Origin of the sequence: Flavobacterium sp. 28YEA47A, from assembly GCF_041262125.1 — a bacterium.
Taxonomy (GTDB): domain Bacteria; phylum Bacteroidota; class Bacteroidia; order Flavobacteriales; family Flavobacteriaceae; genus Flavobacterium.
Map to the genome: position 1 here is coordinate 23,764 of NZ_JBGCCI010000006.1, position 25,000 is coordinate 48,763.

The window sequence follows — 25,000 nt, forward strand, 5'->3', positions numbered from 1 at the left end:
GCTCTGAGGAGCTGATTATGGAGTTCATGTAAAATAGAAAGTTATTGGAAGCAGGCTTTTTGTGTCTTTTTTCATTTGGGATAGCCTACTTAAATCTGTGTAATTATTTAATTTGTGGCTAAAACATCCAGCTTTAATATTGCACTTTCGAAGGCGATACTCCATACTTTTTCTTAAACGCAAATGAAAAATGCGACAGGTCTTCAAAACCCACATCGATATAAACTTCAGATGGTGTCTTGGCCTTTTTAGTAATTAGATAATACGCTTCCTGCAATCGGCGTTGTTGTAGCCAGTGGCTTGGCGTATCCTGAAATATTTTCTGAAAATCACGTTTGAATGTAGCCAGGCTTCGTCCTGTTAAATAAGCAAAACGCTTGAGATGCACGTTGAAATGGAAATTTCTGTTCATAAAAGCTTCCAGGTCTATTTTGCCGGGCTCATTAAAATCAAATAAAATGTCCTTCAGTTCCGGGTTGATCTTAATCAAAAGATATATGGCTTCTTTGGTTTTTAACTTTAAAAGCTCCTTGTTGTTTTCCTGCGGCAATTGCAGATAGGCGAGCAGGGATTCCATAAAGCTGACATAAAGCGGATTGGAAGCAATAGGAAGAATTGCCCTTTCCGTAGCCGTTTTTGTAGCTGTATAATTGATTTCCCGACTCACTTCACGTAGCGTATCCCGATCCAGAAATAAGGAAAGAAGTTTGAATTCTCCGTTTTCCGGCGGCTGTTTGGCAAACTTAGCCAGCCGATTTCGAATGCTAAGACGGAAATCGCCCTCTTTGCTTTCATAGGCATTTTTAGCATCCCAGGCCGACATCGTACCCGATATCTGGTAGCTAAAAACATGTTCGGGAATAAAATGTTCGCCCTCTCTGCTGCGCTGGTAGTAGCAGGAATATAATACTTGCGGAAGGTCTTCTCTTATTGCTGTCATGAGCGTAAAGTTAAAAAAATAGCTTCAGAAATACAGCCGTTTTTTGCCGTATTCCTGAAACATTATTAATTGTAATTATCCTATTAAGGCCTTTGGTTCCAAATAAGCTTCCAAACCATAAATTCCAAATTCTCTTCCTATGCCGGATTGTTTAAATCCTCCAAATGGCGCTTCTGGATCGTGATTTAATCCGTTGACCAATACGCGTCCGGCATTAATCTGAGAAGCAACACGTCTCGCTCTTTCGTTATCGGCAGAGCTTACATAAGCCTGTAATCCGTAAACGGTATCATTGGCAATTTCAACAGCTTCGGCTTCATCTTTATAGGTAATAATGGATAACACCGGACCAAAAATTTCTTCCTGTGCGATACGCATTTTGTTATCTACATTATAGAAAACGGTAGGTTTTACGAAATTTCCGTTTTCCAATCCTTCTGGATGCCCAAGTCCGCCTGCAAGCAGTGTAGCGCCTTCGTCAATACCCAATTGGATGTAATTTTGTACGCGTTCGTATTGCTTTTTGCTTACCATTGGCCCAACAGCCGTGGTTTCTTCTTTAGGATTGCCAACCGGAAATAAAGGAAGTATCGTTTGTATTAATTCTTTGGCTTCTTCCAATCGGCTTTCCGGAATCAAAAGTCGGGTTCCTGCTACGCAAGCCTGTCCGCTATTCATAAAGGCAGCTGCAATAGCCGTTGGAATAGCTTTGGTAAAGTCGGCATCTTCTAAAAGGATATTTGGCGATTTGCCTCCAAGTTCCAGAGTATAACGTTTAAGAGTAGCCGCAGCTTCGCGGGCAATAATCTTCCCTACATTGCTGGAACCGGTAAATGAAATTTTGGCTATATCCGGATGGCTGCTGATTTCGGCGCCAACCACATCGCCCAATCCGTTTACAATATTAAATACACCGGCAGGCAATCCTGCTTCATCCAAGCATTCTGTCATGATTTGTGTCTGCAAGGCACTCATTTCACTTGGTTTGATAACTACCGTACATCCGGCAGCAACTGCTGTGGCTAGCTTTCCGGCAATAAAGCCGTTGCTGGCATTCCAAGGAATAATAATACCTACAACTCCTAGTGGAACCAACTGTACTTCAGAAAAGCCCATCTTTTTTGTAAAGTCGAATTTTTCCAAAGTAGCAATGGCAGAAGTAAAGGAACTCAACGTAAATTCCATACTCATTTTAGAGAATTGATACGTGCCGCCATATTCTTCAACCATCACATCAATAAGCTCGTCTTTTCGTTTCGAAACGACTTCATGCAAACGTTTCAAATAGTCGATACGTTCTGCTTTGGTTGTTTGAGAAAAAGTCTTGAAGGCTTCTTTGGCTGCTGCAATAGCATCTTGAACATCCTGCTTATTTCCCAAAGTAACCTGTCCGATTAGCTGATTGGTTGATGGACTGATAAGGTCAAATACCTGATTTCCTTTTGGCTTTACAAATTCGCCATTGATGTAGATTTTGTCAATCGTTTTCATATCTATACATTATTTGATTCATTTTTATAGGACAAAATTCGGATACAAACAGCCGATGTGCTTTGCTGGAAAGCTCAAAGTTACTTTGCTGTATGGCTCATGCCTCAAAACAAAATGTATATGCTTTACCGCCTTTTGTATAAATTTTACGGCGGGTCTCCATTCTAACTTTGTCCTGTTATTAATCTAAACATATTTACTGATGTCAAAAATCATATTTATTACAGGAGCTTCCCGAGGATTTGGGAAAATATGGGCAGAAGCCTTCCTTAAACGAGGCGATAGAGTTGCTGCAACAGCAAGAAATCTGGATTCGCTCAAAGAATTAAAAGCACAATACGGCGATGCGATATTGCCAATACAATTGGATGTGACTAACCGTGAACAAAGTTTTGCAGCTGTTAGCCAGGCCAAAGAATATTTCGGAAAACTGGATGTTATCATCAACAATGCTGGTTACGGACTGTTTGGTGCCATAGAAGAAACTTCTGAAAAAGAAGCCAGAGACATGATGGAAACCAACGTTTTTGGATTGTTATGGATTACGCAGGCAGCACTTCCTATTTTGAGAGCGCAAGGCCACGGACATATCATTCAGCTGTCGAGCGTATTAGGAGTGGCTACATTGCCAACTTTAGGTATATATAACGCATCCAAGTTTGCCGTTGAAGCTATAAGCGAAACGCTTGCCAGTGAAGTTAAGGAATTTGGTATCGCTATAACTTTGGTGGAACCAAACGGTTTCTCTACAGATTGGGGGCCTACTGCACTTCAGTCAGAAGCTAACACAGCCTATGATAATGTGAGAGCTGCCTTGCACGCCCAAATGGCTGATACGGATTCTTTCGGAAAACCGGAAGCGACTACAGAAGCCATATTGAAATTGGTTGATGCTGCCAATCCTCCATTGCGTCTGTTTCTTGGAAAAGTTGCCCTGCCTTGGGTAAAAGAAGTATATGCGCAACGCCTTTCAGAATGGGAAGAATGGGAAGAAGTATCCATAAAAGCCCACGGAAATTAATCTGTTTTTTTAGTATATTTACGTACCTAATTTTAAAAAGAACTACGCCTTTAAAAGCGTAGTTCTTCTACTTTTTTATGAGACATTTTAAGACCATAAGCGAACTGCACCGTTCCATTGGCTATCCGCCGCCGGAAAATCCGTTGGTTAGCCTGGTAATGTGCGAAAAGCTGTCCGAATGTTCTATTGGACAGAGCGAGTTCACTACCGATTTTTATATGATTGCTTTTAAGAAAATCAAATCGGGTTATGTGCTTTACGGGCGAACCAAATACGACCATGACAATGGATCGATGATGTTCATGAAGCCAAGACAAGTAATCGAAATCAACAATGTAGAACTCGAAGAAAAAGGATTCATCATCTGGATCCATGAAGATTTCCTAAACGGCTACCATCTGCATTCTGAGATAAAAAAATACGGCTATTTTGATTATGAGGCCAATGAGGCGCTCCATCTTTCGGCACGCGAAGAACAAATTATTTGGGACCTACACAGCAAAATTGAGCTGGAATATTATAATAATCAGGACGAATACAGCCGGGAAATTATCATTGCCCATATCGATTCCATACTGAAATATTCACAACGTTTCTATAAACGGCAGTTTATCAACAGGACGGAATTGTCTGGAAAGACAGTTTCTAAGTTTAATGATTTGCTGGCATCCTATCTTGAAAAAGGAAAACTGCAAGAAAAAGGACTTCCAACAGTCAAATCACTGGCAGATTTATTCAACCTTTCGCCCCGCTACCTGAGTGATCTTTTGAAGCAGGAAACAGGAAAAACGGCAATCGAACTGATCCATATCTTCTTAATTTCTGAAGCTAAAAACTTGTTGCAAGGTTCTGAAAACTCGGTTTCTGAAACGGCTTATGCCTTAGGTTTTGACAATCCGCCGTATTTTTCAAGGCTTTTCAAAAAAGAAGTAGGCATGAGTCCAAACGAATACCGCAAAAATTTCGTGAATTAAGATATTCTATTCAAAGTCATGCTGTTAAAATCAGCTAACATGACAATTATCATTCTTTAAAGAGAACGGTAGCAGTAGCTTTGGCATAAAATTACCGATTATGCCAAGCAATTCCCTTATCCAGAAATATAATGTTCCCGGCCCAAGATATACGAGTTATCCAACTGTTCCGTATTGGGACAATAGCGATTTCAGTTATGAGGCATGGATGCAATCTTTCAAAAAATCATTTCGTGAAAGCAATAGCGCAGAAGGCATCAGCATCTATATTCACTTGCCATTTTGCGAAAGCCTTTGCACATTTTGTGGCTGTACCAAGCGCATTACCAAAAACCATAGTGTAGAACAACCTTATCTGGAAGCCGTTTTAAAAGAATGGCAGTTGTATTGCCATGAAATGGATGAAAAGCCTATCATCAAGGAAATCCATTTAGGAGGTGGGACACCTACTTTTTTTGCCGTAAAGCATTTAGAAGATCTGGTAAATGGCATATTAAAAACCGGAACCAAAGCGAAAGACTTTGAATTTAGTTTTGAAGGACATCCCAACAACACTACAAAAGAACATCTTCAAAAATTATACGACCTTGGATTTCGCAGGGTGAGTTTTGGCGTACAGGATTATTCTGAAACCGTACAGAAAGCCATCCATCGCATCCAGCCTTTTTCCAATGTGGCAAAGGCGACTTTATGGGCAAAGGAAATTGGCTATACGTCAGTTGGGCACGATTTGGTTTTCGGCCTGCCGTTTCAGACTTTGGAAAATGTGGTCGATACTATCGAAAAGACCCGTTCACTGATGCCAGACCGTTTGGCATTTTACAGCTATGCCCATACACCGTGGATTAAAGGTAACGGACAGCGAGGCTATAAAGATGAGGATATTCCAAAAGATGAAGAAAAACGCAAATTATACGAAATAGGCAAAGCCTTACTGCATTCTAACGGCTATCATGAAATTGGAATGGATCATTTTGCATTGGAAACCGATTCACTTTATAAAGCAGCACAAGAAGGAAAACTGCACCGTAATTTTATGGGCTACAGCCATTCCAAAACACAACTCATGATTGGATTGGGCGTTTCGTCTATAAGCGACAGTTGGTATGGTTTTGCCCAGAATGTAAAAGATTTGGATGATTATTATCAATTGCTCGAATGGAACCAGGTACCCGTAAACAGAGGTCATATCCTTACCCAAGAAGATTTGATTATCAGACAGCACATACTCAACCTCATGTGCCGTTTTGAAACCGAATGGAACCATACAGAAGCGCATTTCCCGGAACTTCCTGCCGTACTCAACGAATTATCCGAAATGGAAAATGACGGTCTGCTACACATTGAAAACAACAAACTTGTCATTACCGAAGCCGGAAAACCATTTTTGCGTAATGCCTGTATGGCGTTTGACCTCCGTTTAAAACGCAGAATACCGGAAACGCAGGTGTTTTCATTGGTGGTGTAGAGATTTTTAAGGTACTGAGGTACTAAGGTTCTAAGGCGCTAAGGTTGAAAAGTATTGAGGTTAAAGGTAAAAAGGCTCTAAGGTGCTAAGGTTGAAAGATATTGAAGTAAAAAGGTTCTAAGTTTTTTGTTGAGAGGTAAACAATAAACAAAATTATTTATAAAGAAATCTCTTTTTCCAAAAACCACACCAAACCTTAGTACCTCAGAGCCTTAGTGCCTTAGCTCCTTTATTTACAATCTGGAGCACTCTTCACAAACAAACTCATATCGCCAGGCGAAACATACATAATATCCAATCCCATACCGCGAAGAATAAATAATGTTCCTATGATTACGGTAACGACAGGAATCACTTTCTGTAATTTACTTCTGAAGCCGTTGCTTAAAAAACTGCCGGCATAAGCCGCAGCACTTAGCATTGGGATAGTTCCCAGTCCGTAAAGCGCCATATACGCAATTCCAAGAGGTGCGTTCTGCATGGCTAGAGCGCCAAACAAAGCGGCATAGACTAATCCGCAGGGTAGAAATCCGTTTAAAAGTCCAATGAGAAATAAGGAACTGTTGCTTTTTTTCTTGAATTGTTTCCCAAGTGCAGATTTTACTTTGGAAATGATGGTATAGACTGGTCTTGAAAAATTATACCTCATAAAAATCTTTTCCGGAATGACAGCAATCGATATCATCAAAACACCAACAATAATAGACAATTGCTGTTGCATTCCGGCCAGATAAAAACCTTTTCCTAACAGACCAAATAGAAGTCCCAGACTGCCGTAAGCCGTTAATCTCCCCAAATGATAGAGCAGGAGCTGGGCTGTCTTTTTCGCCTGACTGCTACGGTCGAGTGGCAGCATCATGGCAATAGGACCGCACATTCCCACACAGTGGAAGCTGGAAATAAGCCCGAAGAAAAAAGCAGAGTATAACATTAGGGTTTAATCAAGCGTGAGCTGTTTTTTATTGATATAGCCGGTACCGTTGTAATTCCAGTCGGCAATAATGTCCCATCGGCCGCCAGCCAAATCACTTTTAGGTATGAGCAAATTGGAAGAAGACAATGCGATTGGAATCTCAAAGTCTAATTTCTGGCTTGACGGCCTGTAAAGGGACACTTTTCCTGTAATATTTTTATAGTCGAAGCCTACGGGAAATGTTACTGTAATGCCATTTTCTCCGGCTTCAAAAGATACTTTCTGTTCGAGTTTTGAAGCATTATCCTCCTTATCGAGTTGTGCCTGAAGTCCTGTTTCGTATTTATAATAATCTTCAATGACGAGTTCGTTATCGTATTTATGGTCTGATTGTACCAAAAAGACAAAGAACAAGATAAATGACATGAATACTGCAAAGGCAATAAAGATTCCGGTTCCCCAGTTTATTTTTTTCATGATTTCTATTTTTTAGCACCATCAGATCTTGTGAACCTGACGGTGCGATTATTTTAATTAAAGCTCCTAGGACCAAGGAAGTTGGTACGCTCGGTTTCAATGAGTTTTCCACCTTCAAAAACACCTATTTCAATAGTAGTGCGGTCGCCTTTCAGAAAAGCCGGATGGATTTCTACAAACAGCGTTCCCTGTGCCATTCCTTCCTTAGCAATACCGAACCACGATTTCCCTACGGTTTTTATGGTTCCTTTTGGGCTGAGCAGTTCGAAATGTATATCTTCAAAATCGTTTACCGTCTTGTTGACAATCTTGTAGGTATATACATTGCTGATATTTTCGCCCTTGTGCTCAAACAATTGTCCGGGTAGTCGCAATATGGTCGCTTCCACATCATTTCTCAGGAATAACAATCCTATAAAAATTGCGGTAAGAATCAACAAAACAGAAGTATAGCCTTTCATACGGGCAGTAAATTCAAACTTCTTGTTTTTTGTAATCTCGTCTTCAGAAGCATAACGGATCAATCCTTTTGGCAAGCTGACTTTTTCCATAATGGCATCGCATTCGTCAATACACGCCGTACAGTTGATGCATTCCAGCTGAGTTCCGTTGCGGATGTCAATTCCCGTTGGGCAAACATTGACACATTGCCTGCAATCAATACAATCGCCTTTACCGCTAAGTGTCCGGTCTTCTCTTTTATCGATTTTGGCACGGCCTTTTTCTTTTTCACCACGCACATGGTCATAAGCCACGATAATCGATTTGTTGTCCAGCAGTACGCCTTGCAATCGACCGTATGGGCAGGCGATAATGCAAACCTGTTCACGAAACCAGGCATAAACAAAGTAGAAAACTCCGGTAAAAATCAACAAGGCAATAAAAGTGCTAAGGTTATTGGAGAGCGGTTCTTTTACCAGCCTTATTAATTCGTCACTGCTAATGAGATAGGCGAGAAATACGTTGGCAATCAAAAAAGAAATGATAAAAAAGATGATCCATTTCAATACCCGTTTTCGGATTTTCTCTGCATCCCATTTTTGTTTGTCAAGTCGCATTTGCGCTCCACGGTCGCCATCAATCCAGAATTCGATCCTGCGGAAAACCATTTCCATAAAAATAGTCTGCGGACATATCCAGCCACAGAAAATCCTTCCGAAAGCCACTGTAAATAGTGCCACAAACACAACTCCTACCAACATTGAAATCACGAACAGGTAGAAATCTTGCGGCCAGAACGGAAATCCAAAAATGTTGAATTTACGTTCCATCACATTAAACAGCAGAAACTGGTTGCCGTTAATTTTTATAAAAGGAGCTGCAAACAAAAACAGCAGTAAAAAATAGCTGACAATCTTCCGCTTTTCATACAGTTTTCCTGTAGGTATCTTAGGATAGACCCATAATCTTTTTCCTTTATCATCTACTGTCCCAATCGCATCGCGAAAAGACTCATCCCGCAATTTTGGCATAATTCTTATTTTTTAGCCGGCAGCCCTTAATTTTGGGCTACCGTTTTTGCTTCTTCCGTTTTTGTGTCTGCTGCCTTTGGTGCCTTTTCATCTACCCATATTTCACCTTCAGTAGGCTTAGGGTCTTTAGGATTTGAACCTTGCAGTGATAGTACATAACTAGCGACCTGCTGGATTTCAGAAGGTTTTAATGTGCCTTTCCAGGCTACCATTCCTTTACCATCACGACCACCTTCTGTGATGGTATGGAAAACATTTTTGATGCCGCCTCCCAAAATCCAATGGTCGTCAGTCAGGTTAGGACCAATAGCACCACCGGCATCCGGCCTGTGGCAAGCCACACAGTTAGTTTCAAATATTGTTTTTCCTGCTGCAATATCGCCTGCATCGGTAAGCAGCGTTACCGTTTCGGCATCAATCAGGTCCTTGGCTGTTTTTTTGTATTCTTCAACAGCTAGTTTGGCTTCGGCCATTTCGGTTTCAAATTCTTTGGCCTGGTCGTCATGTCCAAAAATGTGGTATTTAGCCAGATAGATGAAGGCAAATACAATACAGGCATAGAACAATTTCGTCCACCAGGGCGGCAGGTCATTGTCGAGCTCCTTAATACCGTCATAATCATGGCTGAGCAAAATGTCGTTTTCGGTTTCGATAGGACTTTCTTTGACAAACCATTTTTTGATTTTTTGAAACAGCTTACTGTCGGTAATTTTTATTTCATTGGCTTCTTCCAGTTGTTTGCGCTGCTCGTCTGTCAATAAGTGATAGGTCACATTATCTACCGCTGCCACGACTATTTCAATGGCAATAAGCAGGAATAGGAAGACAACCAAAAAGACTGAAATCATTGGATATTTCACAAAAGCGGGCCTGTCGCCAGAATCTATAAAATACTCCATAGCCAGAAATACGGCAAAAAAGATAATCGGTACTCTTAGGTATACCGGAAAGATTTTTTTCATGGCTTGTCGTTTTTAAGGTTATCGATTTCGTTTTCGCTTTCAAAAGGAATATGGCTCAGTTCTGTAATCTTTTCTTTCTTGTACGTATACGTCCAGGCATACAGGACTACAAAAAACAGGAAGAAAATCAGCAGTGAAATGATGGGATAGATCTCGATACCCGAGATGGTTTCCATATTGTGTTTGATAAATTTCAGCATGACGTTAGTTGTTGGTTTTTGCTTCTTTGACTTTGATATCGGTTCCTAAACGTTGCAGATAAGCAATCATTGGAACAATTTCTCTTTGATGCATTGGCACAAAGGTTTCGCCTTTGACAGCTGCTGCCTTTTGGCTTTCCTCATAACTTTTCTTGAAATCAGGATCAGCATACAGGTTTTTTTCTATGGCTAACGCCTGTTCTTTGATGGTTGCCTGTGCATTGGCAATTTCTTCTTTGGTGTAAGGAACACCTAACTGTACCATGACTTCCATTTTTTTCTGGATATCGGAATAATCCATCGGTTTGTTGTCAAAAAGCCATTTGTAGGACGGCATGATTGATCCGGCTGATGTGCTTCTTGGATCCCACATGTGGTTGAAATGCCAGTTGTCAGAATACTTGCCTCCAATTCGCATCAGGTCTGGCCCGGTTCTCTTAGAGCCCCAAAGGAATGGGTGGTCATAGACATATTCTCCGGATTTGGAATATTCACCATAACGTTCCACTTCAGAACGGAACGGACGAATCATTTGTGAGTGGCAACCTACGCAGCCTTCACGGATATACAAGTCACGTCCTTCCAGCTCCAGTGGAGTATAAGGTTTGACGGATGTAATTGTCGGAATGTTTGATTTTACCATAATGGTTGGCACAATCTGTATGATACCACCAATCAGGATGGCTATAGTTGCCAATATCGTTAACTGTATAGGTCTTCTTTCCAACCAAGGGTGGAATTTTTCGCCTTTCAATCTTTTATTTGTGATTTTCTGCAAAGCAGGAGCTTCGGCTAATTCGTCTTCGATTGCTTTTCCTTGCTTCACGGTTTTTACGATGTTATAGATCATCACAAAAAGTCCGATGATAAACAGGGTACCTCCAATTGCTCTCATCCAGTACATCGGCATAATTTGTTTTACGGTTTCAAGGAAGTTTCCATACACTAAAGAACCGTCAGGATTGAACTGTTTCCACATAGAAGCCTGAAGGAATCCGGCAACATACATTGGCAACGTATACAAGATGATTCCTAAAGTACCAATCCAGAAATGGAAGTTAGCCAGTTTTTTAGAATACAATGATGTTTTTGCCATACGTGGTAATAACCAGTAAATCATACCGAATGTCAGGAATCCGTTCCATGCCAAAGCACCTACGTGTACGTGAGCTACGATCCAGTCTGTAAAGTGGGCAATAGCGTTGACATTTTTAAGCGATAACATTGGTCCTTCAAATGTTGCCATACCATAACCTGTGATGGCTACGACAAAGAATTTCAATACCGGTTCTGTTCGTACTTTATCCCAAACGCCGCGTAATGTCAGCAATCCGTTAATCATACCACCCCAGGACGGAGCAATCAGCATGATGGAGAATACAACGCCCAGGTTTTGTGCCCAATCCGGCAATGAAGAATAGAGCAGGTGGTGAGGCCCAGCCCAGATATAGATAAAAATCAATGACCAGAAGTGGATAATAGACAATCTATAGGAATAAACCGGACGATTGGCTGCCTTTGGTACGAAATAGTACATCAGTCCTAAGAACGGAGTTGTAAGGAAAAAGGCCACAGCATTATGTCCGTACCACCACTGTACCAACGCATCCTGAACTCCGGCGTATACAGAGTAACTTTTTAACGCTCCAACCGGAAGGGCAAGGCTGTTAAAAATATGCAGTACGGCTACCGTTACAAAAGTAGCAAGGTAGAACCAGATGGCTACATACAGGTGGCGTTCTCTTCTTCTGAGAATCGTTCCTATCATGTTGATACCAAATACTACCCATACTACTGCAATCGCGATGTCTATAGGCCATTCCAGTTCAGCATATTCTTTTGAAGAAGTATAGCCCAGCGGTAACGTAATGGCGGCAGCTACAATAATAAACTGCCAGGCCCAAAAGTTGATTTTGCTTAGCACATCGCTGAACATTCTTGCTTTAAGAAGACGCTGTAACGAGTAGTAAATACCTGCAAAAGTAGCGTTACCTACAAAGGCAAAAATAACCGCATTGGTATGCAGCGGACGCAGCCTTCCGTAGCTGAGCCATGAAATGTTTTCCGTAAGGTTAGGGAAGAGATACATAGAGGCAATCAAAAGCCCCACAAGCATCCCTACCGCTCCCCAGATGATGGTCGCGTAAAGGAATTTCTTTACGATCTTGTTGTCATAGTAAAACTGTTGTACTTCCATGCTTGATTTTGGATTTATTGGATTATCAGATTGTTAAGGGTTGGTTTTCGGACTGCTTTTCCGGATTTCGGTTTTGGGTTCCTGCTTTTTCGAAACAACTTCATCGTCAAAAAGCACCCGAACCGATGGAGTATAATCATCATCGTATTGTCCGCCCTTGACTGCCCTGACAAAGGCAATAAAGAAGCCAACAGCAACGACAATGCTGATGGAGATTAATAAATAGATGACACTCATACCTTAGATTTTATAAGAACAAAATTACTTTGGCGGCTTCGGGAAAAACATGATATTTATCATGCCCGGCCAGTTTTAGATTTTAGTTTTCGTGCATAATAATTACTTGCCAACGTGACAAAACTGATGATGGTTACCGTGCTCAGAGGCATGATAATAGCAGCCACTAAAGGAGATAGTTTTCCGCTTACGGCAAAGCCCAGTCCAACGACATTATAAAGCAGCGAAAGCGTAAAGCTCATTTTGATAGTGGTGATGGCTTTTTTAGAAAGTTTCAGGAAATAAGCAATCTTTGAAAACTCCGTTGCATCGAGTATACCGTCACAAGCCGGGGAGAATACATTCACATTCTCAGAAATGGAAATCCCCACATTACTTTGTGCCAGTGCTCCGGCATCGTTCAATCCGTCGCCAATCATCATTACATTATGGCCAGCATCCTGCCACTTTCTGATGGCTTCCAGTTTTTGTTCGGGTTTTTGGTTGAAAAGCAATTCTGTACCTTTTGGCAGCATCTGTTCCAATTGTTCACGTTCGCCATCATTATCACCCGAAAGGATTTTTATATCATAATTCTTGCTCAGGCTGTTGAACAGCTGTTCCAAACCTTTGCGATATTGGTTGTCGAAAACATAACTTCCCTTATAATCGTTGTTGATAGCAATATGTACGGCTGTTTGTGTTGTTTTTGAAGTTTCATATCCAACATAGGAAGCAGCGCCTAATTTGATACAGTTTCCATCAATAATACCTTCAATGCCTTTTCCTGTAATTTCTTCGAAACCATGCACGATGCGGAGTTCTGCAACCGGCAAGAAATCATACAGTCTGCGGCTTAGTGGATGATTAGAACCTCGCAACAGGTTTTTGATATAGGAGAGTTCAATAGCAGAAAGCGATTTTCCTTTAAAAGAAATGTCAGACGCCTTGCTGGTTGTGATGGTTCCGGTTTTGTCAAAAACAATCATGTCTGCTTTGGCAAGCTGTTCGATGACACCGGCATTTTTAAGATACAGTTTCTGCCTGCCCATAATTCGCAGTACATTACCTAAAGTGAAAGGAGCAGTCAAAGCCAACGCACACGGACAGGCTACAATTAAAACGGCGGTAAACACATTAAAGGCCGTGTTTGCATCTTTAAAAATCCAGTAGGTAAAACCGAGAAAGGCAATCAGCAGCAGGGCAGGCGTAAAATAACGACTAATGGCATCGGTAATGCTTCTGCGGTGTTCGGCATTTTTCTTTTGGAAAATATCATTGCTCCACAATTGGGTAAGATAGCTTTGGGAAACGGAACTTAGTACTTCCATTTCGATTACTTGACCGAGCAACCTTCCTCCTGCAAAAACCTTATCACCCGATTTTTTATGGATAGGATCTGCCTCTCCGGTCACAAAACTGTAATCAATCTGGCAGTCGTTACTAATAAGTATGCCATCTACCGGAATCAGTTCCTGGTTGCGGATAAGTAGTCTGTCTCCTTTTTGGATATCGTATACGGGAACCGAAACTTCTTCCTGCTGTGCCTTGATTTGTGTGACAGCAATTGGGAAATAGGATTTAAAGTCTCTTTCAAAAGATAGAAAACTATATGTTTTTTGCTGGAACAGCCTGCCTACAAGCATAAAGAAAACAAGAGCGGTAAGGCTGTCAAAAAATCCTTGTCCGTAACCCAGGACAATATCTACGGTACTACGAACAAACATCACGATGATTCCCAACGCAATCGGGATATCGATATTAAACATGCCGTTTCGGATACTCTTATAAGCAGAAACATAATAGCCGCTGGCGGAATAAAGGAAAGAAGGAAGTGACAGCGCAAAAATCAACCATCGGAAAAAACCGCGATACTGGTCGAGCCAGAATTCTTCGGTTTCAAAATATTCAGGAAAAGAAAGCAGCATGATATTTCCGAAACAGAAAAAAGCTACACCCAATTTATAAATAAGGCTGCGGTCTGAAGCGGTCTTGCCTTTTTCGTAATTCTCTAACGAAATATATGGCTCATAACCTATGGTGCAGAGCATCAATACGATGTCTTTGAGGGTAGTTTCTTTGGGATTGAAAATAATACGTACTTTCTTTTCAGAGAAATTGACCTGGGAAGAACCTATGCCGCGATGAAGTTTGTGGAGGTTTTCCAAAATCCAGATACAGGAACTGCAATGGATGTGCGGAATATAAAGAGAAACGATACTCGTGCCTTCTTCCTCAAATTCCAACAGCTTAGCAGCTATCTTTTCATTGTCTAAAAAATCATATCTTCCATTTACGGCCTGAGGCGAAGCGCCCGGCATTTTTTCAAAGTCATAGTAGGAAGTAAGTCCGTTGTCTGCGAAAATTTCATATACCGTTTGGCAGCCTTTACAGCAGAACGATTTTCCGTCAAAAACGATTTCTTCTTTTTTAATAACTTCAAGACCGCAATGGAAACAACTGTGCGTGTCCATAATTTGCTCATTTACCTGATGCAAAGTTTGGAAATGCCTTAGGCGTAAACTATGATAATTATCATGCTTTTCCGTATCTTTGCAAAACTAATTCCCATCCCGCCCATGAGTAAGTGTGAACAATGTATCGTTCGAGAGTTTAGCTCGCTTAAGGCCCTCAATAAAGAGGAACTGCTTAAGATAGCGGACTGCAAGTCGTCTTATATCATCAAAAAAGGAGAGCCTATTTTTGAAGAAGGAGAGAATGTAAACGGTATTTTTTGCGTTAGGGATGGAGTCTGCAAGCTGTCTAAACTGAGTGCCAATGGCAAAGATCAGATCATCAAGCTGGTATCAAAAGGAGAATTGTTAGGACAGCGTTCCATGATAAGCGATGAACCTGCCAATTTGAGTGCTATTGCGCTTGAGGACATGGAAGTGTGTTTTATACCAAAGAGCGAAATCATGCCATTATTCAACCAGAATAATGCGTTTTCGATGAATGTGATGCGGGCCATTTGTGGCGACCTTAAAGAAGCCGACGATCATGTGGTTGATATGGCACAGAAAACGGTAAGAGAACGTCTGGCAGAAACACTTTTACACTTGCAAGATACCTTTGGAATGCACGAAGACGGAAGCCTTAAAACCCAGCTGACCCGTGAAGAAATTGGCAGCATGATTGGAACGGCAACGGAAAGTTGTATCCGCCTGCTATCTGACTTTAATAAAAGCGGACTTATTGAGCTCAAAGGCAAGAAAATATTTTTAAAAGACATTAAGGGTTTAAAAAGAGAAGCAGAGTAATACGCTTTCTTAGCCATAAACATAAATTATATAAAGCACGGATTGGATTTCAGCCCGTGCTTTTTTTATTGTAACAAAAACAGGAAAAAACCAACTAATAACCCATAATTGGGTTAAGCCTAAAGAATTAGATGGAGCAACAGGAAAAAATAAATCTTAGAAAAAGGAACAGCATAAAGAATGTACTGCTGATTACTTTTACGTTTGTTGTATCCTATGCAACCGTCTTTCTTATTTTTCCTTATTCTTATTGGCAACGTTTTTTTGCCATGCCGGCATACAAACTGGTGCAAGATGTACTGATTAATTTGGTGTTTTGTACTGTAGTTGTATGGTTCAGTCTTTTTATAGACCGTAAACTGAACAAATGGATTTCATGGATGGTTCGTCCTTTGAAACGATTGCTGATTCAAGCCTTGTTTCAGATTTTAGGAGCATTATTTCTGATAATCTGCCTGACGTTTGTGTACCTGATATTTGGCGCAGCCGATACGGTTCAGCCTTCGCCTATTGGTTTGCGTGAAGGATTATATACCGTTATTTCGATTATGCTATGGGCGTTAATGGTCAGTGCTCTTAATACAGGCGATTTTCTGTTGCGTAACTGGAAAGAAGCTACTGTAAAAGCAGCAGAACATGAAATTAATGCCGCCCGGAATAAGCAATTGGCTTCTGAAATCGAATTGCAGGCGCTTAAACTACAACTCGACCCGCATTTTGTATTCAATAATCTGAGCGTACTTTCAGAATTGATATTGAAAGACCAGCAGCTAGGTTATGAGTACACAGAAAACTTTACTAAAGTCTACCGCTATCTGCTTGTCAATTCTAAAAAAAAGCTGATACCTTTATCTGAAGAATTGAAATTTCTGGATGCTTATCTTTTTCTGATATGGCATAGGATGGGAGAAGGCTGTGTTTTTAAGATTGATATTGAAGCATCGAAACTCAGAATGATGATTCCGCCAGTGACGTTGCAGCTATTTATTGAAAATGCCCTGAAATACAATCGCACGGAAGAAGAAAATCCGCTCATAGTAGCCATTTATTCTAATGATAATGACGAATTGGTCGTATCTAATAACTTGCTGCCTTTGGTAAATAAGATGGATTCTACGGGAATCGGACTAAAAAATATAATCGATCGCTATGCTTTATTAAGTGATAGAAAACCTTCTGTAGAGCAGGATAGCAAAACCTTTACCGTTAAAGTACCACTTATCTCATGAGCGCATTACGAAACATATTGATACTTGAGGACGAAAAGCTAAATTCAGAACGCTTGCTGAGATTATTGTCCCAAATCCGGCCTGATGTCAAGATTACAGGCATTATGAGCAGTGTTGCTAAAGCTGCGGACTGGCTTTCTGAAAACGAATGCCCGGATCTGATTCTGATGGACGTACAGCTGGCTGACGGGCTGAGTTTTGAAGTTTTTAATCGGGTTGAGGTTAAATGTCCCGTAATATTTACAACCGCTTATGACGAATATGCTGTCAAAGCCTTCAAATACAATAGCGTCGATTATTTGCTAAAACCGATAGATAAAGATGAATTAGAAACTGCTTTAGCCAAGTTTGAACAGACTGCGAAAGCACCACAATTGTCACACGATTTTATGGAAGGATTGCTTGCCAAAATGCAACCAAAAGAATACCGTACGCGTTTTCTGTTACCGTATCGGGATGCCTATCGTAAAATCAATGTTGAAGATATTGCCTTTTTTTATTCACATCTGAACATTAGCTATGCCTATCTTTTTACTAATGAAAAGGTCGTAGTGCCACAAACTTTAGAAGCCTTGGAGCAAGAACTGGAACCCAGAAATTTTTTCAGGGTGAACCGCCAGTATATTGTACAGGCAAATTCTATTGAACAGGTACAGAATTACTTTAATGGCAAGCTAAAACTTAAAATCAAAAATGCTCCGGAAGAGGTTATCGTTAGCCGTACAAAAGCGCCTTTGTTTAAAGAATGGCTGGATTATTAGAAATGGTAATTGATAACAGAAAACTCCACACCAAAATAGATTCCAAATAAGTTTATTTTTTACTTTGCGGCTCTGCGTCTTTGCGTGAAATAATTGCTCGCAAAGATGCAGAGCCGCAAAGTTCACTTTCATTTGCTGTAAACTTCATAAATCTGTGTAATTGATTTAATCTGTGGCTAAAATAAAAAGAGGCACTAAGGTTCTGAGGCACTAAGTTTAAAAGACTTCTTAAATCCGCGTAATTATTTTAATCCGTGATAATCCGCGTGCTAAACAAAAAAATACAACTGAATCTAGCCTGTTAAAAATCACTTCACTTCGCACCACATACATTTCACCTTTTAGTTTGGACGTTTCACTCAGTAAACCTTCCAAACGCCCAAACGCTGCTCATAATTTTGCCACATCAAAATAATAAATAACAGAAGAATTATGAAAAAAAGTAATGCAATGGGCAGAATGGGAATGGCTCATGGAGAAACAAAATTGGGAGTGCAGAATGGAATGAGATTGCTGCTGGCTCTTTTTATGGTATTGTCTGCAATGAGTGTTTCAGCTCAAAAAAATGCAGTGTTGGATGCTTTTGCAAAACATGGTATTGATACAGGTGTTCTTAATCCTGAAAACCTGCAACTTCCTAAAAATTATGCTTATGAGCTTCAACAGACCACAATAACATCCGCAAGTCAAAAAGTAATCAGGGCACAATTTGATCCGTCATTGCCTAAAGAAGAACAATGGACAGTACTTACGGTAGACGGTAAATCGGCTTCACGTTCTGATACGAATTCCTTTCGCAAAAATCAGAAAAAAGAGCAGCCGGCAGCACAGACAGATGATGCGACCTACAGAATTGAAAAAGAAACGCCGGGCCAATTGGTTATAAGCTACAAACAGAATCCGAATCCTTCTGATAAAGATGCCGCTTTTATGAAAGACTGCCGTATGTATATGACCATCAATCTTAAAACAAAAAAAGTAGAACAGGTACAGGCAATCAACGAAAAACCGTTAAAAATCAAAATGCTGAATGCTGAAAAGTTCGATCTTACTATAAAATACAGCTGGAACGAACAGGCAAAACGTTATTTCACTACCACCGAAAATTTGGATATGATGGCTAAGTTCTTAGGACAGGCAACACCAGTTCAAACACTTTCAGAATATTCCAATTATAACAAAAGATAACGGTATTCAGCCCATTAGAGTTGACTGTTGATTTTTACCGCCCCGCAGGCACCTTATTAATTCCTATCTTGACCCAAAGCCAGGGAATTAATGTAGGGAGTTTGCGGGGCAATTTTTTTGAAAGCGCATTAAGAGGAAATTGATTATATATGTTTAATCATTTCAACCTTTTTATCTCTTCACTCCAACCATCTCCCCAATACATTTTTATTGCATTAACACTACCATCTATATCACTTAAAAATTCTATCTGATAATCTTCGCCCACCTGAAAAAAGTTTTCCGTTATAGGTTTCAGGCTTTTAAATTGAATAACAGACTGATTGGTGTCTCGCATTTTTAGTTCATTATTTTCAAATTTCACTTCAAATTCAGCATAGCGTCCTTCATAGCTTTTAGCTTTACTACTGCTAACGGTTATAACAGTGGTTTTTGATTTGTAATAATTAAGCAGCCAGTTTGTTTTCTTATTTTCGTTTTCATCTGCTGATAGTAATTTCTTGTTTAAAATGTCCTGTTGTGCAATTATCAGGCTATTTTCGGAGGCCGCAGGAATATCAGGAATAATGCCTTTGCCTTCCCAATCCGTTTTGGTTACTGCGTTTTCAAATCGGGCATAAGGTATGAATCCGACGAAACCATTGCCTAAGCTAAAACTTCGTGTAAGATGGGCGCCACCACGGGTAGTTTCTCCAATAACCAAAGCGCTTTTCAATTGCTGCAGCGCATATGCAAAACCTTCAGCAGCAGAAAAAGTAGCAGAACTGGTCAGGATATAAATGGGTTTGTTGTAAATCAATCTACCGGTTTTATTTTCAGTACCAATATAGCTGTCGGTCCATGTATTGTCTATTCGGTTAAAAGCACGGCCTGCATAAGTTCTGTCCTTAAAAAAGTAACCGAGCATTTCGTTTACCATAGCTCCATTACCGCCATAATTATTCCGCAGGTCTATAATCAATGCATCTGCATGGGTGATAAATTGCATCACAGCTTCAAGTGTCTTAAGAGCTTCTTTGCTCGATTTGGCAAAGTTGGTAAACTCAATATAACCTATGTTGGATGGAAGAATCTGTACTTTCCTAAAGTAGAAATTCTTTTGCCTCTCTTTCTCAAGATCAACTTGTGATATTTTGTCGGCATTTTTCCCAGAAGCATTGAATTTTAGGATGTCATTTTCAAGTCCGGGATTATACTCTATGCGAATGTGTTTGTCTTTGCTGATAAAGAAAATATCCTGGGTCAATTCATTTCCTAATTCGGATGGACTGCGGAGCGAATCGTATTTTGCAGTCGCATATAATTTCTTCAGATGTATTGTTATTTCTTCTGCCTTATCTGGATAAACATAATAAGAACTTACCAACCGTGTCACATTTTGCAGTAACTGTAGTTTTTCTCCCTGACTGATGTTTGTCGTCTGTGCAAAAAGAAAAGAAGGGCATACAGCGATTGAAATAAAGAATAGAAGATCTTTCATGTAATATTTTTTATCCGAAAGTAATAGAGATCCGCAATAACAGCTGTTTACAAAAGCTTTATATTATCTTTAGAAAATATTATCAGGCATAATACTGGCAAAACTCTCTTATTTTTACAGTCATCTTTTACTTTTAAAAATGAAGCAGCAGGAATTTATCATCAACGGACATTTTTTGATTACGCCATCTTTAAACGCTATCAGAAATCTGCAAACCCAAAAAGAAATGCGATTGGAAGCACGCCTGATGCAATTATTATGTCTTTTAGCCAATACTAATGGTGAGGTTATAACACGCGAACATATCATTAAGGAAATCTGGAATGATTATGGCGGCGGTGATGAAGGTCTTTCACAGGCCATATTTTATTTAAGAAAGGCCTTGGAAGACACCAATAAAGAAATTATAGAAACAATCCCTAAAAAAGGATACATACTACATGCCGTCATTACAGATACGAAAAATAATGCTTTAGAAATTCCCAGGCCAAAATCAGGAAAGTTTATGTATGTCATTTTAGCAATAGCTGTTGGCATAGCTGTATTTATTATTCTTACCAACGCTAAAAAAGACGGACAAACAGAGAAAGATATAATGGAAATTCCTTATCCTGAATTAAATGAAGATAGTCATACTATTATAACAGTCGATGCAAATGGAACAAAATATAAGCTGATACAAATTGGCGATGGCAGACCCGATTTTTACATCAATGACAAACAGGTTGGGATAGAAGAGCAGGAAAAATACTTACCGTTGATTAATGAAATGAGTGAGGCTCTGCAGAAAAAAAACAGCAGCACTAAAAGATTATAAATAAGGGAACTAAGGGGATTACAGTAAAAATATTTTTTCAATAAAAAGGAGGCAGCTGTCTCCTTGTCATTTATTGGTTGTCCTTGATCAGTCCATAGAATAATATCTGTTCCTCTAGAAGATGAATCCTATTTTGACTCCTGCCCTGATGACTAAGTTATTTATGTTTTTATTGTCGATGTCGCCTTTTCCTTTTACTTCCCATTTCCAATTGGCTCCAATTGATGGGTCGATGCAGAAATTTTCCCCGATCATGAATTTATAACCTACGTTAGGGTTGATTATACTCCAATAAGAGTACGTTCCTTCAAAATAAGTGGTTCCAGATTCTCCGAAAAATGAGCTGAATTCCAGATTTCCATACGAAATAAAGTTTTCAGCATAGAAGCCGTTCCATTTCCCTTTTTTTACGTAAGTTCTGCTTCCCAAATCGACTACAACACCAAATCCGTTAAAATTTGCGATGTTATTGTTATAATCCAGGGCAGCAGCAGAAATGTTTAGCAAGTAAGAAGAATTTCTGTTGCCGCTTAGGTGTTTGCTTTTATACTCAGCGCTCAAGCCAAATTGTGCAGGGTCAGAAGAAATCGAATAGAAAGAAAGAGTCAATTTCGGTTCTGTTACTACTGTCCCTGGAGTGCTTTCTTGTTTTTCTTGCGCATAATTGAATGCCGGCAACAATAATACTAATAATAAGATACGTTTCATTTGTGTATTTTAAAAATTGTTAGTGTTTCTGTAGCCGATCAAAACCGACTTCTATTAGCATAGAGGGGCTGGTTTTAAAATGGTTGCGTGGCAGGCAAAAAAAAAAAAGGAAGTAGTAGATAACTATGGTTGAAAATTTCATGTATAAAAAATGGTTTAAATGTGATCTTCTCCTGGTTGCCATAAATAATTAAAGTTTATAATCGAACCTAATTTTTCATTTAAAAATCCCCATAAACAAAGACACAACAATTTTTTAAAATAATTTGATACAATACACATTATAAAATTTGTAACAAAAAATAATAATGTATGACAAATGTGTAATTGTAATAACATAGAGGTATGTTATTAGTAAACTATTACTATTAAGCTTAAAACTAAAACCGAAATGACAAACAAATTATTTAAAATCATCTTATCTGCGGGTTTCTATGGGGCGGTATGCTTCATGGCTACAGAAACCGTGACTGCGCAGAATCTTAGCGAGAAGCTGACTACAGATCCTAAGACAACTACAGGTGTATTGAAAAACGGAATGAGATATTACATCCGTCCAAACAGCAAGCCTGAGAAAAAAGTAGAACTTCGCCTGCTTGTAAATACAGGTTCTCTTATGGAGGATGATGATCAGCAGGGACTTGCTCACTTTACAGAGCACATGCTTTTTAACGGAACCAAAAACTTTCCAAAAAATAAACTGGTAGATAACCTGCAGTCAATGGGAGTACAATTTGGTGCCGACCTGAATGCAGAAACAGGATTTGACACAACGGTTTACATGCTGCCAATCCCTACAGATAATCCTAAAAATCTGGAAACAGCTTTCCAAATCCTACAAGATTGGGCGCAAGGTGCTTTAATGACAGATAAAGATATTGACGAAGAAAGAAAAGTAGTACTTGAGGAAGCAAGAGCAAACCTGGGTGCTATTAGCAGACTTAGAAAAAAATTCCTTCCACCACTTTTAAATTCTAAATACAGCGAGAGACTTCCAATCGGGAAAGAAGAGCTGTTAAAGACATTTAAACCGGACGTTTTAAGAAGATTCTACAAAGACTGGTACCGTCCGGATTTGATGGCAGTAGTAGTAGTAGGAGACGTTACTACAGCACAAGGAGAAGCTTTGGTAAAAAAATATTTCAGTTCGCTTGTTAATCCAAGCAACCCAAGAGAGCGTGTAGCTTATGGTTCTGCCGGATATACTAAACAAGAAGTAATGTTCTTGACAGATCCTGAGCAGACTACAACAAGATTATCGCTTAATTTCTCACCAAGAAAAACAGAAGCTGACAAAACAGTTGGCGATTACAGAAATACATTAGTTGAACAATTAGCTTTTAGTGCTATAAACCGTCGTTATCGTGATCTTGCTGCAGAAGGAGTACCGCCTTTCGCAGCTGCACAGACAGGTAATTCAAGCTATATCAGAAACTATCAGGCACTAAGCCTTACAGTAGTACCGGTAGCCGACTTAACTACGGCTCTTAATGCTGCTGTAAAAGAATTATTAAGCATTGAAGAGTACGGTTTTACCAAAGACGAATTAGAACTGGTTAAAAAGAGTTTGTTAAGCTATGCTGAAAAACAGTATAACGAACGCAACACGACCAATTCTGCGGCTTATTTGGACGAATATGAACAAAACTTCTTTATAGGCGAGGCGGCTCCTGGTATTGAAAAAGAGTTGGAACTATACAAAACATTACTTCCTGGCATTACACCTGAAGATGTGACTGCTGCATTCAAAAAACTGTTTTCAAAAGAAGACAAGCAGAAATTCTTTGCCTATGTTATGAGCTCTGAAACAAAAGATGCGCTTATAAACAATGACGCTACCTTGTTGGCTGCTATACAAAAATCATTTACCCAAAAAGCAGAGAAAAAAGCAGAAGTTGCAATAAGCACTACTCTTTTGGATAAAATGCCTGCAAAAGGGAAAATTACTAAAGTAGAGAAAGACGCTAAATTAGAGGCAACTACCTATACTTTAAGCAATGGAGTTAAAGTTACCGTAAAACCAACTACATTCAAAAGCGATGAAATCCTTTTCTCAGGAGTTAAAAAAGGAGGTACAAATGGGTATGGAGCTGCTGATAAAGCAACGGTATCTATGTTGACTACTGTTATTGAAACAATGGGCTATGGCAAGTTTACGCCTACAGACCTAAACAAATCACTGGCAGGAAAGAATGTTTCGGTAGATCAGTCTATGGGTGAAACTACTAATGAAATAGGAGGAAGATCTGATATTAAAAATCTTGAAAGCCTTTTGCAATTGAACTATTTGGAACTGACAGAACCTCGTCTTGACCAAAACCTATTCAACGGATACGTTAGCAAAATGCAGATGCAGCTTAAGTTTATTAAATCAAATCCTCAGGCAGCCTTTGTTGATACGCTTGTTAATGTAATGTATAACAACAATCCGCTTCGCCCTATGGTAATACCTACTGAAGCGCAAATCAAATCGATAAACCCACAACGTGCTGTAGAAATCTACAAGAACGAATTTGGAAAAGCAGATGGTTACCACTTCTTCCTGGTAGGAAATATAGATGAAAACACATTAAAACCTTTATTGGAGCAATATTTGGCTTCTCTGCCAACAAGCGGAAAAGAACCTAAATTTGTGGATAACGGTCTGAGATTAAAACCAGGAAACAACAAATTCATGTTCAATAAAGGAACAGAACCTAAGAGTCTTGTTGTGGTGCAATATTTTGGAGAACTTCCATATACTGAAGACATGGCGCTAAAAGCGGATATGATGGGTGATATCCTTACGATCCGCGTTATCGAAAAAATTCGTGAAGAAATGGGATCTATCTACAGTGGAGGTTTTAGCGGATCGATGGAAAAAGAACCATATTCTCAGTATGTTATCCAAACACAATTGCCTACCGGGCCTGAGAGTGTTGATGCGATCCTAAAACAAACTGAAGCTGAGGTAACTAAACTTAAGAAAGACGGTCCGGAACAGAAAGACCTAGAAAAAGTAAAGATTGCCATTATCGAAAAAAGAAGAGAACAGATTAAAACAAACCAATATTGGCTTGGCAAACTGCAACAGCTTCAATTCTCAGGAAATAGCGTAGATAGATTCTTGAATTTTGAAAAAGAAATCAATAAGATTACAGTTCAGGATATGAAGGCAGCTGCCAATAAATTCTTTGACGGAAAGAACAGCTTCATAGGAGTTCTTAACCCTGAAAAATAAACCTGA

The 25,000-nt window shown here is 39.6% G+C and carries 21 protein-coding genes; 9 read left to right on the plus strand and 12 right to left on the minus strand.

The genetic code is table 11. From position 1 onward, the window contains the following. Window positions 1–133: 133 nt before the first annotated feature. Together ABH942_RS09935 and ABH942_RS09940 are read right to left on the minus strand one after the other, a co-directional pair. Entirely contained in the window at window positions 134–940 is an 807-nt protein-coding gene (locus tag ABH942_RS09935; protein WP_370031556.1) for a helix-turn-helix domain-containing protein, read from the minus strand. A gap of 75 nt (window positions 941–1,015) precedes the next feature. Continuing rightward, a complete protein-coding gene (locus tag ABH942_RS09940; RefSeq protein ID WP_370031558.1) occupies window positions 1,016–2,431 on the minus strand; it encodes an aldehyde dehydrogenase family protein in 1,416 nt (471 codons plus the stop codon). A gap of 202 nt (window positions 2,432–2,633) precedes the next feature. Between ABH942_RS09940 and ABH942_RS09945 the strand changes: the two genes are divergently transcribed. The 3 genes from ABH942_RS09945 to hemN all read left to right on the plus strand — a co-directional run bounded on the left by ABH942_RS09945 (window position 2,634) and on the right by hemN (window position 5,894). After that, window positions 2,634–3,452, plus strand: coding sequence for an SDR family NAD(P)-dependent oxidoreductase (locus ABH942_RS09945; RefSeq protein WP_370031560.1), 819 nt, complete (start codon window positions 2,634–2,636; stop codon window positions 3,450–3,452). 77 nt (window positions 3,453–3,529) lie between these two features. Continuing rightward, window positions 3,530–4,426: a helix-turn-helix domain-containing protein gene (locus ABH942_RS09950; protein WP_370031563.1), complete on the plus strand. Its 897-nt coding sequence runs from the start codon at window positions 3,530–3,532 to the stop codon at window positions 4,424–4,426. Window positions 4,427–4,526: 100 nt separating this feature from the next. Then, on the plus strand, window positions 4,527–5,894 hold the full coding sequence (hemN, locus tag ABH942_RS09955; protein WP_370031564.1) for an oxygen-independent coproporphyrinogen III oxidase: 1,368 nt from the start codon (window positions 4,527–4,529) through the stop codon (window positions 5,892–5,894). A 229-nt stretch (window positions 5,895–6,123) separates the two neighbouring features. Here hemN and ABH942_RS09960 read toward each other — a convergent pair whose 3' ends face one another. From ABH942_RS09960 to ABH942_RS09995, 8 genes are read right to left on the minus strand one after another with little or no spacing between them, the layout of a single operon-like run. Beyond that, the gene (locus tag ABH942_RS09960) at window positions 6,124–6,825 is read right to left on the minus strand and encodes a sulfite exporter TauE/SafE family protein (protein WP_370031566.1); all 702 of its coding nucleotides are present in this window, start codon (window positions 6,823–6,825) and stop codon (window positions 6,124–6,126) included. Between the two features lie 6 nt (window positions 6,826–6,831). Further along, window positions 6,832–7,284, minus strand: coding sequence for a FixH family protein (locus ABH942_RS09965; RefSeq protein WP_370031567.1), 453 nt, complete (start codon window positions 7,282–7,284; stop codon window positions 6,832–6,834). A 53-nt stretch (window positions 7,285–7,337) separates the two neighbouring features. Further along, complete coding sequence (gene ccoG, locus ABH942_RS09970; protein WP_370031568.1) at window positions 7,338–8,756, minus strand: cytochrome c oxidase accessory protein CcoG; 1,419 nt, start codon at window positions 8,754–8,756, stop codon at window positions 7,338–7,340. Between the two features lie 26 nt (window positions 8,757–8,782). Next, window positions 8,783–9,718: a cbb3-type cytochrome c oxidase N-terminal domain-containing protein gene (locus ABH942_RS09975; RefSeq protein WP_370031569.1), complete on the minus strand. Its 936-nt coding sequence runs from the start codon at window positions 9,716–9,718 to the stop codon at window positions 8,783–8,785. Further along, complete coding sequence (locus ABH942_RS09980; RefSeq protein ID WP_370031570.1) at window positions 9,715–9,918, minus strand: CcoQ/FixQ family Cbb3-type cytochrome c oxidase assembly chaperone; 204 nt, start codon at window positions 9,916–9,918, stop codon at window positions 9,715–9,717. Before ABH942_RS09980 ends, ABH942_RS09975 begins: the two co-directional genes overlap by 4 nt. 4 nt (window positions 9,919–9,922) lie before the next feature. Continuing rightward, window positions 9,923–12,115 (minus strand): cytochrome-c oxidase, cbb3-type subunit I, encoded by a 2,193-nt coding sequence (ccoN, locus tag ABH942_RS09985; RefSeq protein ID WP_370031571.1) that lies wholly within the window; start codon window positions 12,113–12,115, stop codon window positions 9,923–9,925. 33 nt (window positions 12,116–12,148) lie between these two features. After that, the gene (ccoS, locus tag ABH942_RS09990; RefSeq protein ID WP_139998554.1) at window positions 12,149–12,352 is read right to left on the minus strand and encodes a cbb3-type cytochrome oxidase assembly protein CcoS; all 204 of its coding nucleotides are present in this window, start codon (window positions 12,350–12,352) and stop codon (window positions 12,149–12,151) included. A 59-nt stretch (window positions 12,353–12,411) separates the two neighbouring features. Then, a complete protein-coding gene (locus tag ABH942_RS09995) occupies window positions 12,412–14,805 on the minus strand; it encodes a heavy metal translocating P-type ATPase metal-binding domain-containing protein (RefSeq protein WP_370031572.1) in 2,394 nt (797 codons plus the stop codon). A gap of 105 nt (window positions 14,806–14,910) precedes the next feature. On the opposite strand from ABH942_RS09995, the gene ABH942_RS10000 reads away from it, so the two are divergent. The 4 genes from ABH942_RS10000 to ABH942_RS10015 all read left to right on the plus strand — a co-directional run bounded on the left by ABH942_RS10000 (window position 14,911) and on the right by ABH942_RS10015 (window position 18,769). Next, entirely contained in the window at window positions 14,911–15,591 is a 681-nt protein-coding gene (locus tag ABH942_RS10000; protein WP_370031573.1) for a Crp/Fnr family transcriptional regulator, read from the plus strand. Between the two features lie 131 nt (window positions 15,592–15,722). After that, on the plus strand, window positions 15,723–16,820 hold the full coding sequence (locus tag ABH942_RS10005; RefSeq protein WP_370031574.1) for a sensor histidine kinase: 1,098 nt from the start codon (window positions 15,723–15,725) through the stop codon (window positions 16,818–16,820). Continuing rightward, a complete protein-coding gene (locus tag ABH942_RS10010; protein WP_370031576.1) occupies window positions 16,817–17,581 on the plus strand; it encodes a LytR/AlgR family response regulator transcription factor in 765 nt (254 codons plus the stop codon). Before ABH942_RS10005 ends, ABH942_RS10010 begins: the two co-directional genes overlap by 4 nt. A 432-nt stretch (window positions 17,582–18,013) precedes the next feature. Further along, complete coding sequence (locus ABH942_RS10015; protein ID WP_370031578.1) at window positions 18,014–18,769, plus strand: hypothetical protein; 756 nt, start codon at window positions 18,014–18,016, stop codon at window positions 18,767–18,769. Window positions 18,770–18,926: 157 nt separating this feature from the next. Here the strand turns inward: ABH942_RS10015 and ABH942_RS10020 are convergent, their stop codons facing one another. Then, window positions 18,927–20,249: a S41 family peptidase gene (locus tag ABH942_RS10020; protein ID WP_370031579.1), complete on the minus strand. Its 1,323-nt coding sequence runs from the start codon at window positions 20,247–20,249 to the stop codon at window positions 18,927–18,929. Window positions 20,250–20,388: 139 nt separating this feature from the next. Here ABH942_RS10020 and ABH942_RS10025 point away from each other — a divergent pair, with 139 nt between their 5' ends. Continuing rightward, window positions 20,389–21,066, plus strand: a complete 678-nt coding sequence (locus tag ABH942_RS10025) for a transcriptional regulator (protein WP_370031581.1) — start codon at window positions 20,389–20,391, stop codon at window positions 21,064–21,066. 114 nt (window positions 21,067–21,180) lie between these two features. On the opposite strand, the gene ABH942_RS10030 is transcribed toward ABH942_RS10025, so the two are convergent. Next, a complete protein-coding gene (locus ABH942_RS10030) occupies window positions 21,181–21,774 on the minus strand; it encodes a hypothetical protein (RefSeq protein ID WP_370031582.1) in 594 nt (197 codons plus the stop codon). A gap of 391 nt (window positions 21,775–22,165) precedes the next feature. On the opposite strand from ABH942_RS10030, the gene ABH942_RS10035 reads away from it, so the two are divergent. After that, a complete protein-coding gene (locus ABH942_RS10035; RefSeq protein ID WP_370031584.1) occupies window positions 22,166–24,994 on the plus strand; it encodes a M16 family metallopeptidase in 2,829 nt (942 codons plus the stop codon). Window positions 24,995–25,000: the final 6 nt, after the last annotated feature.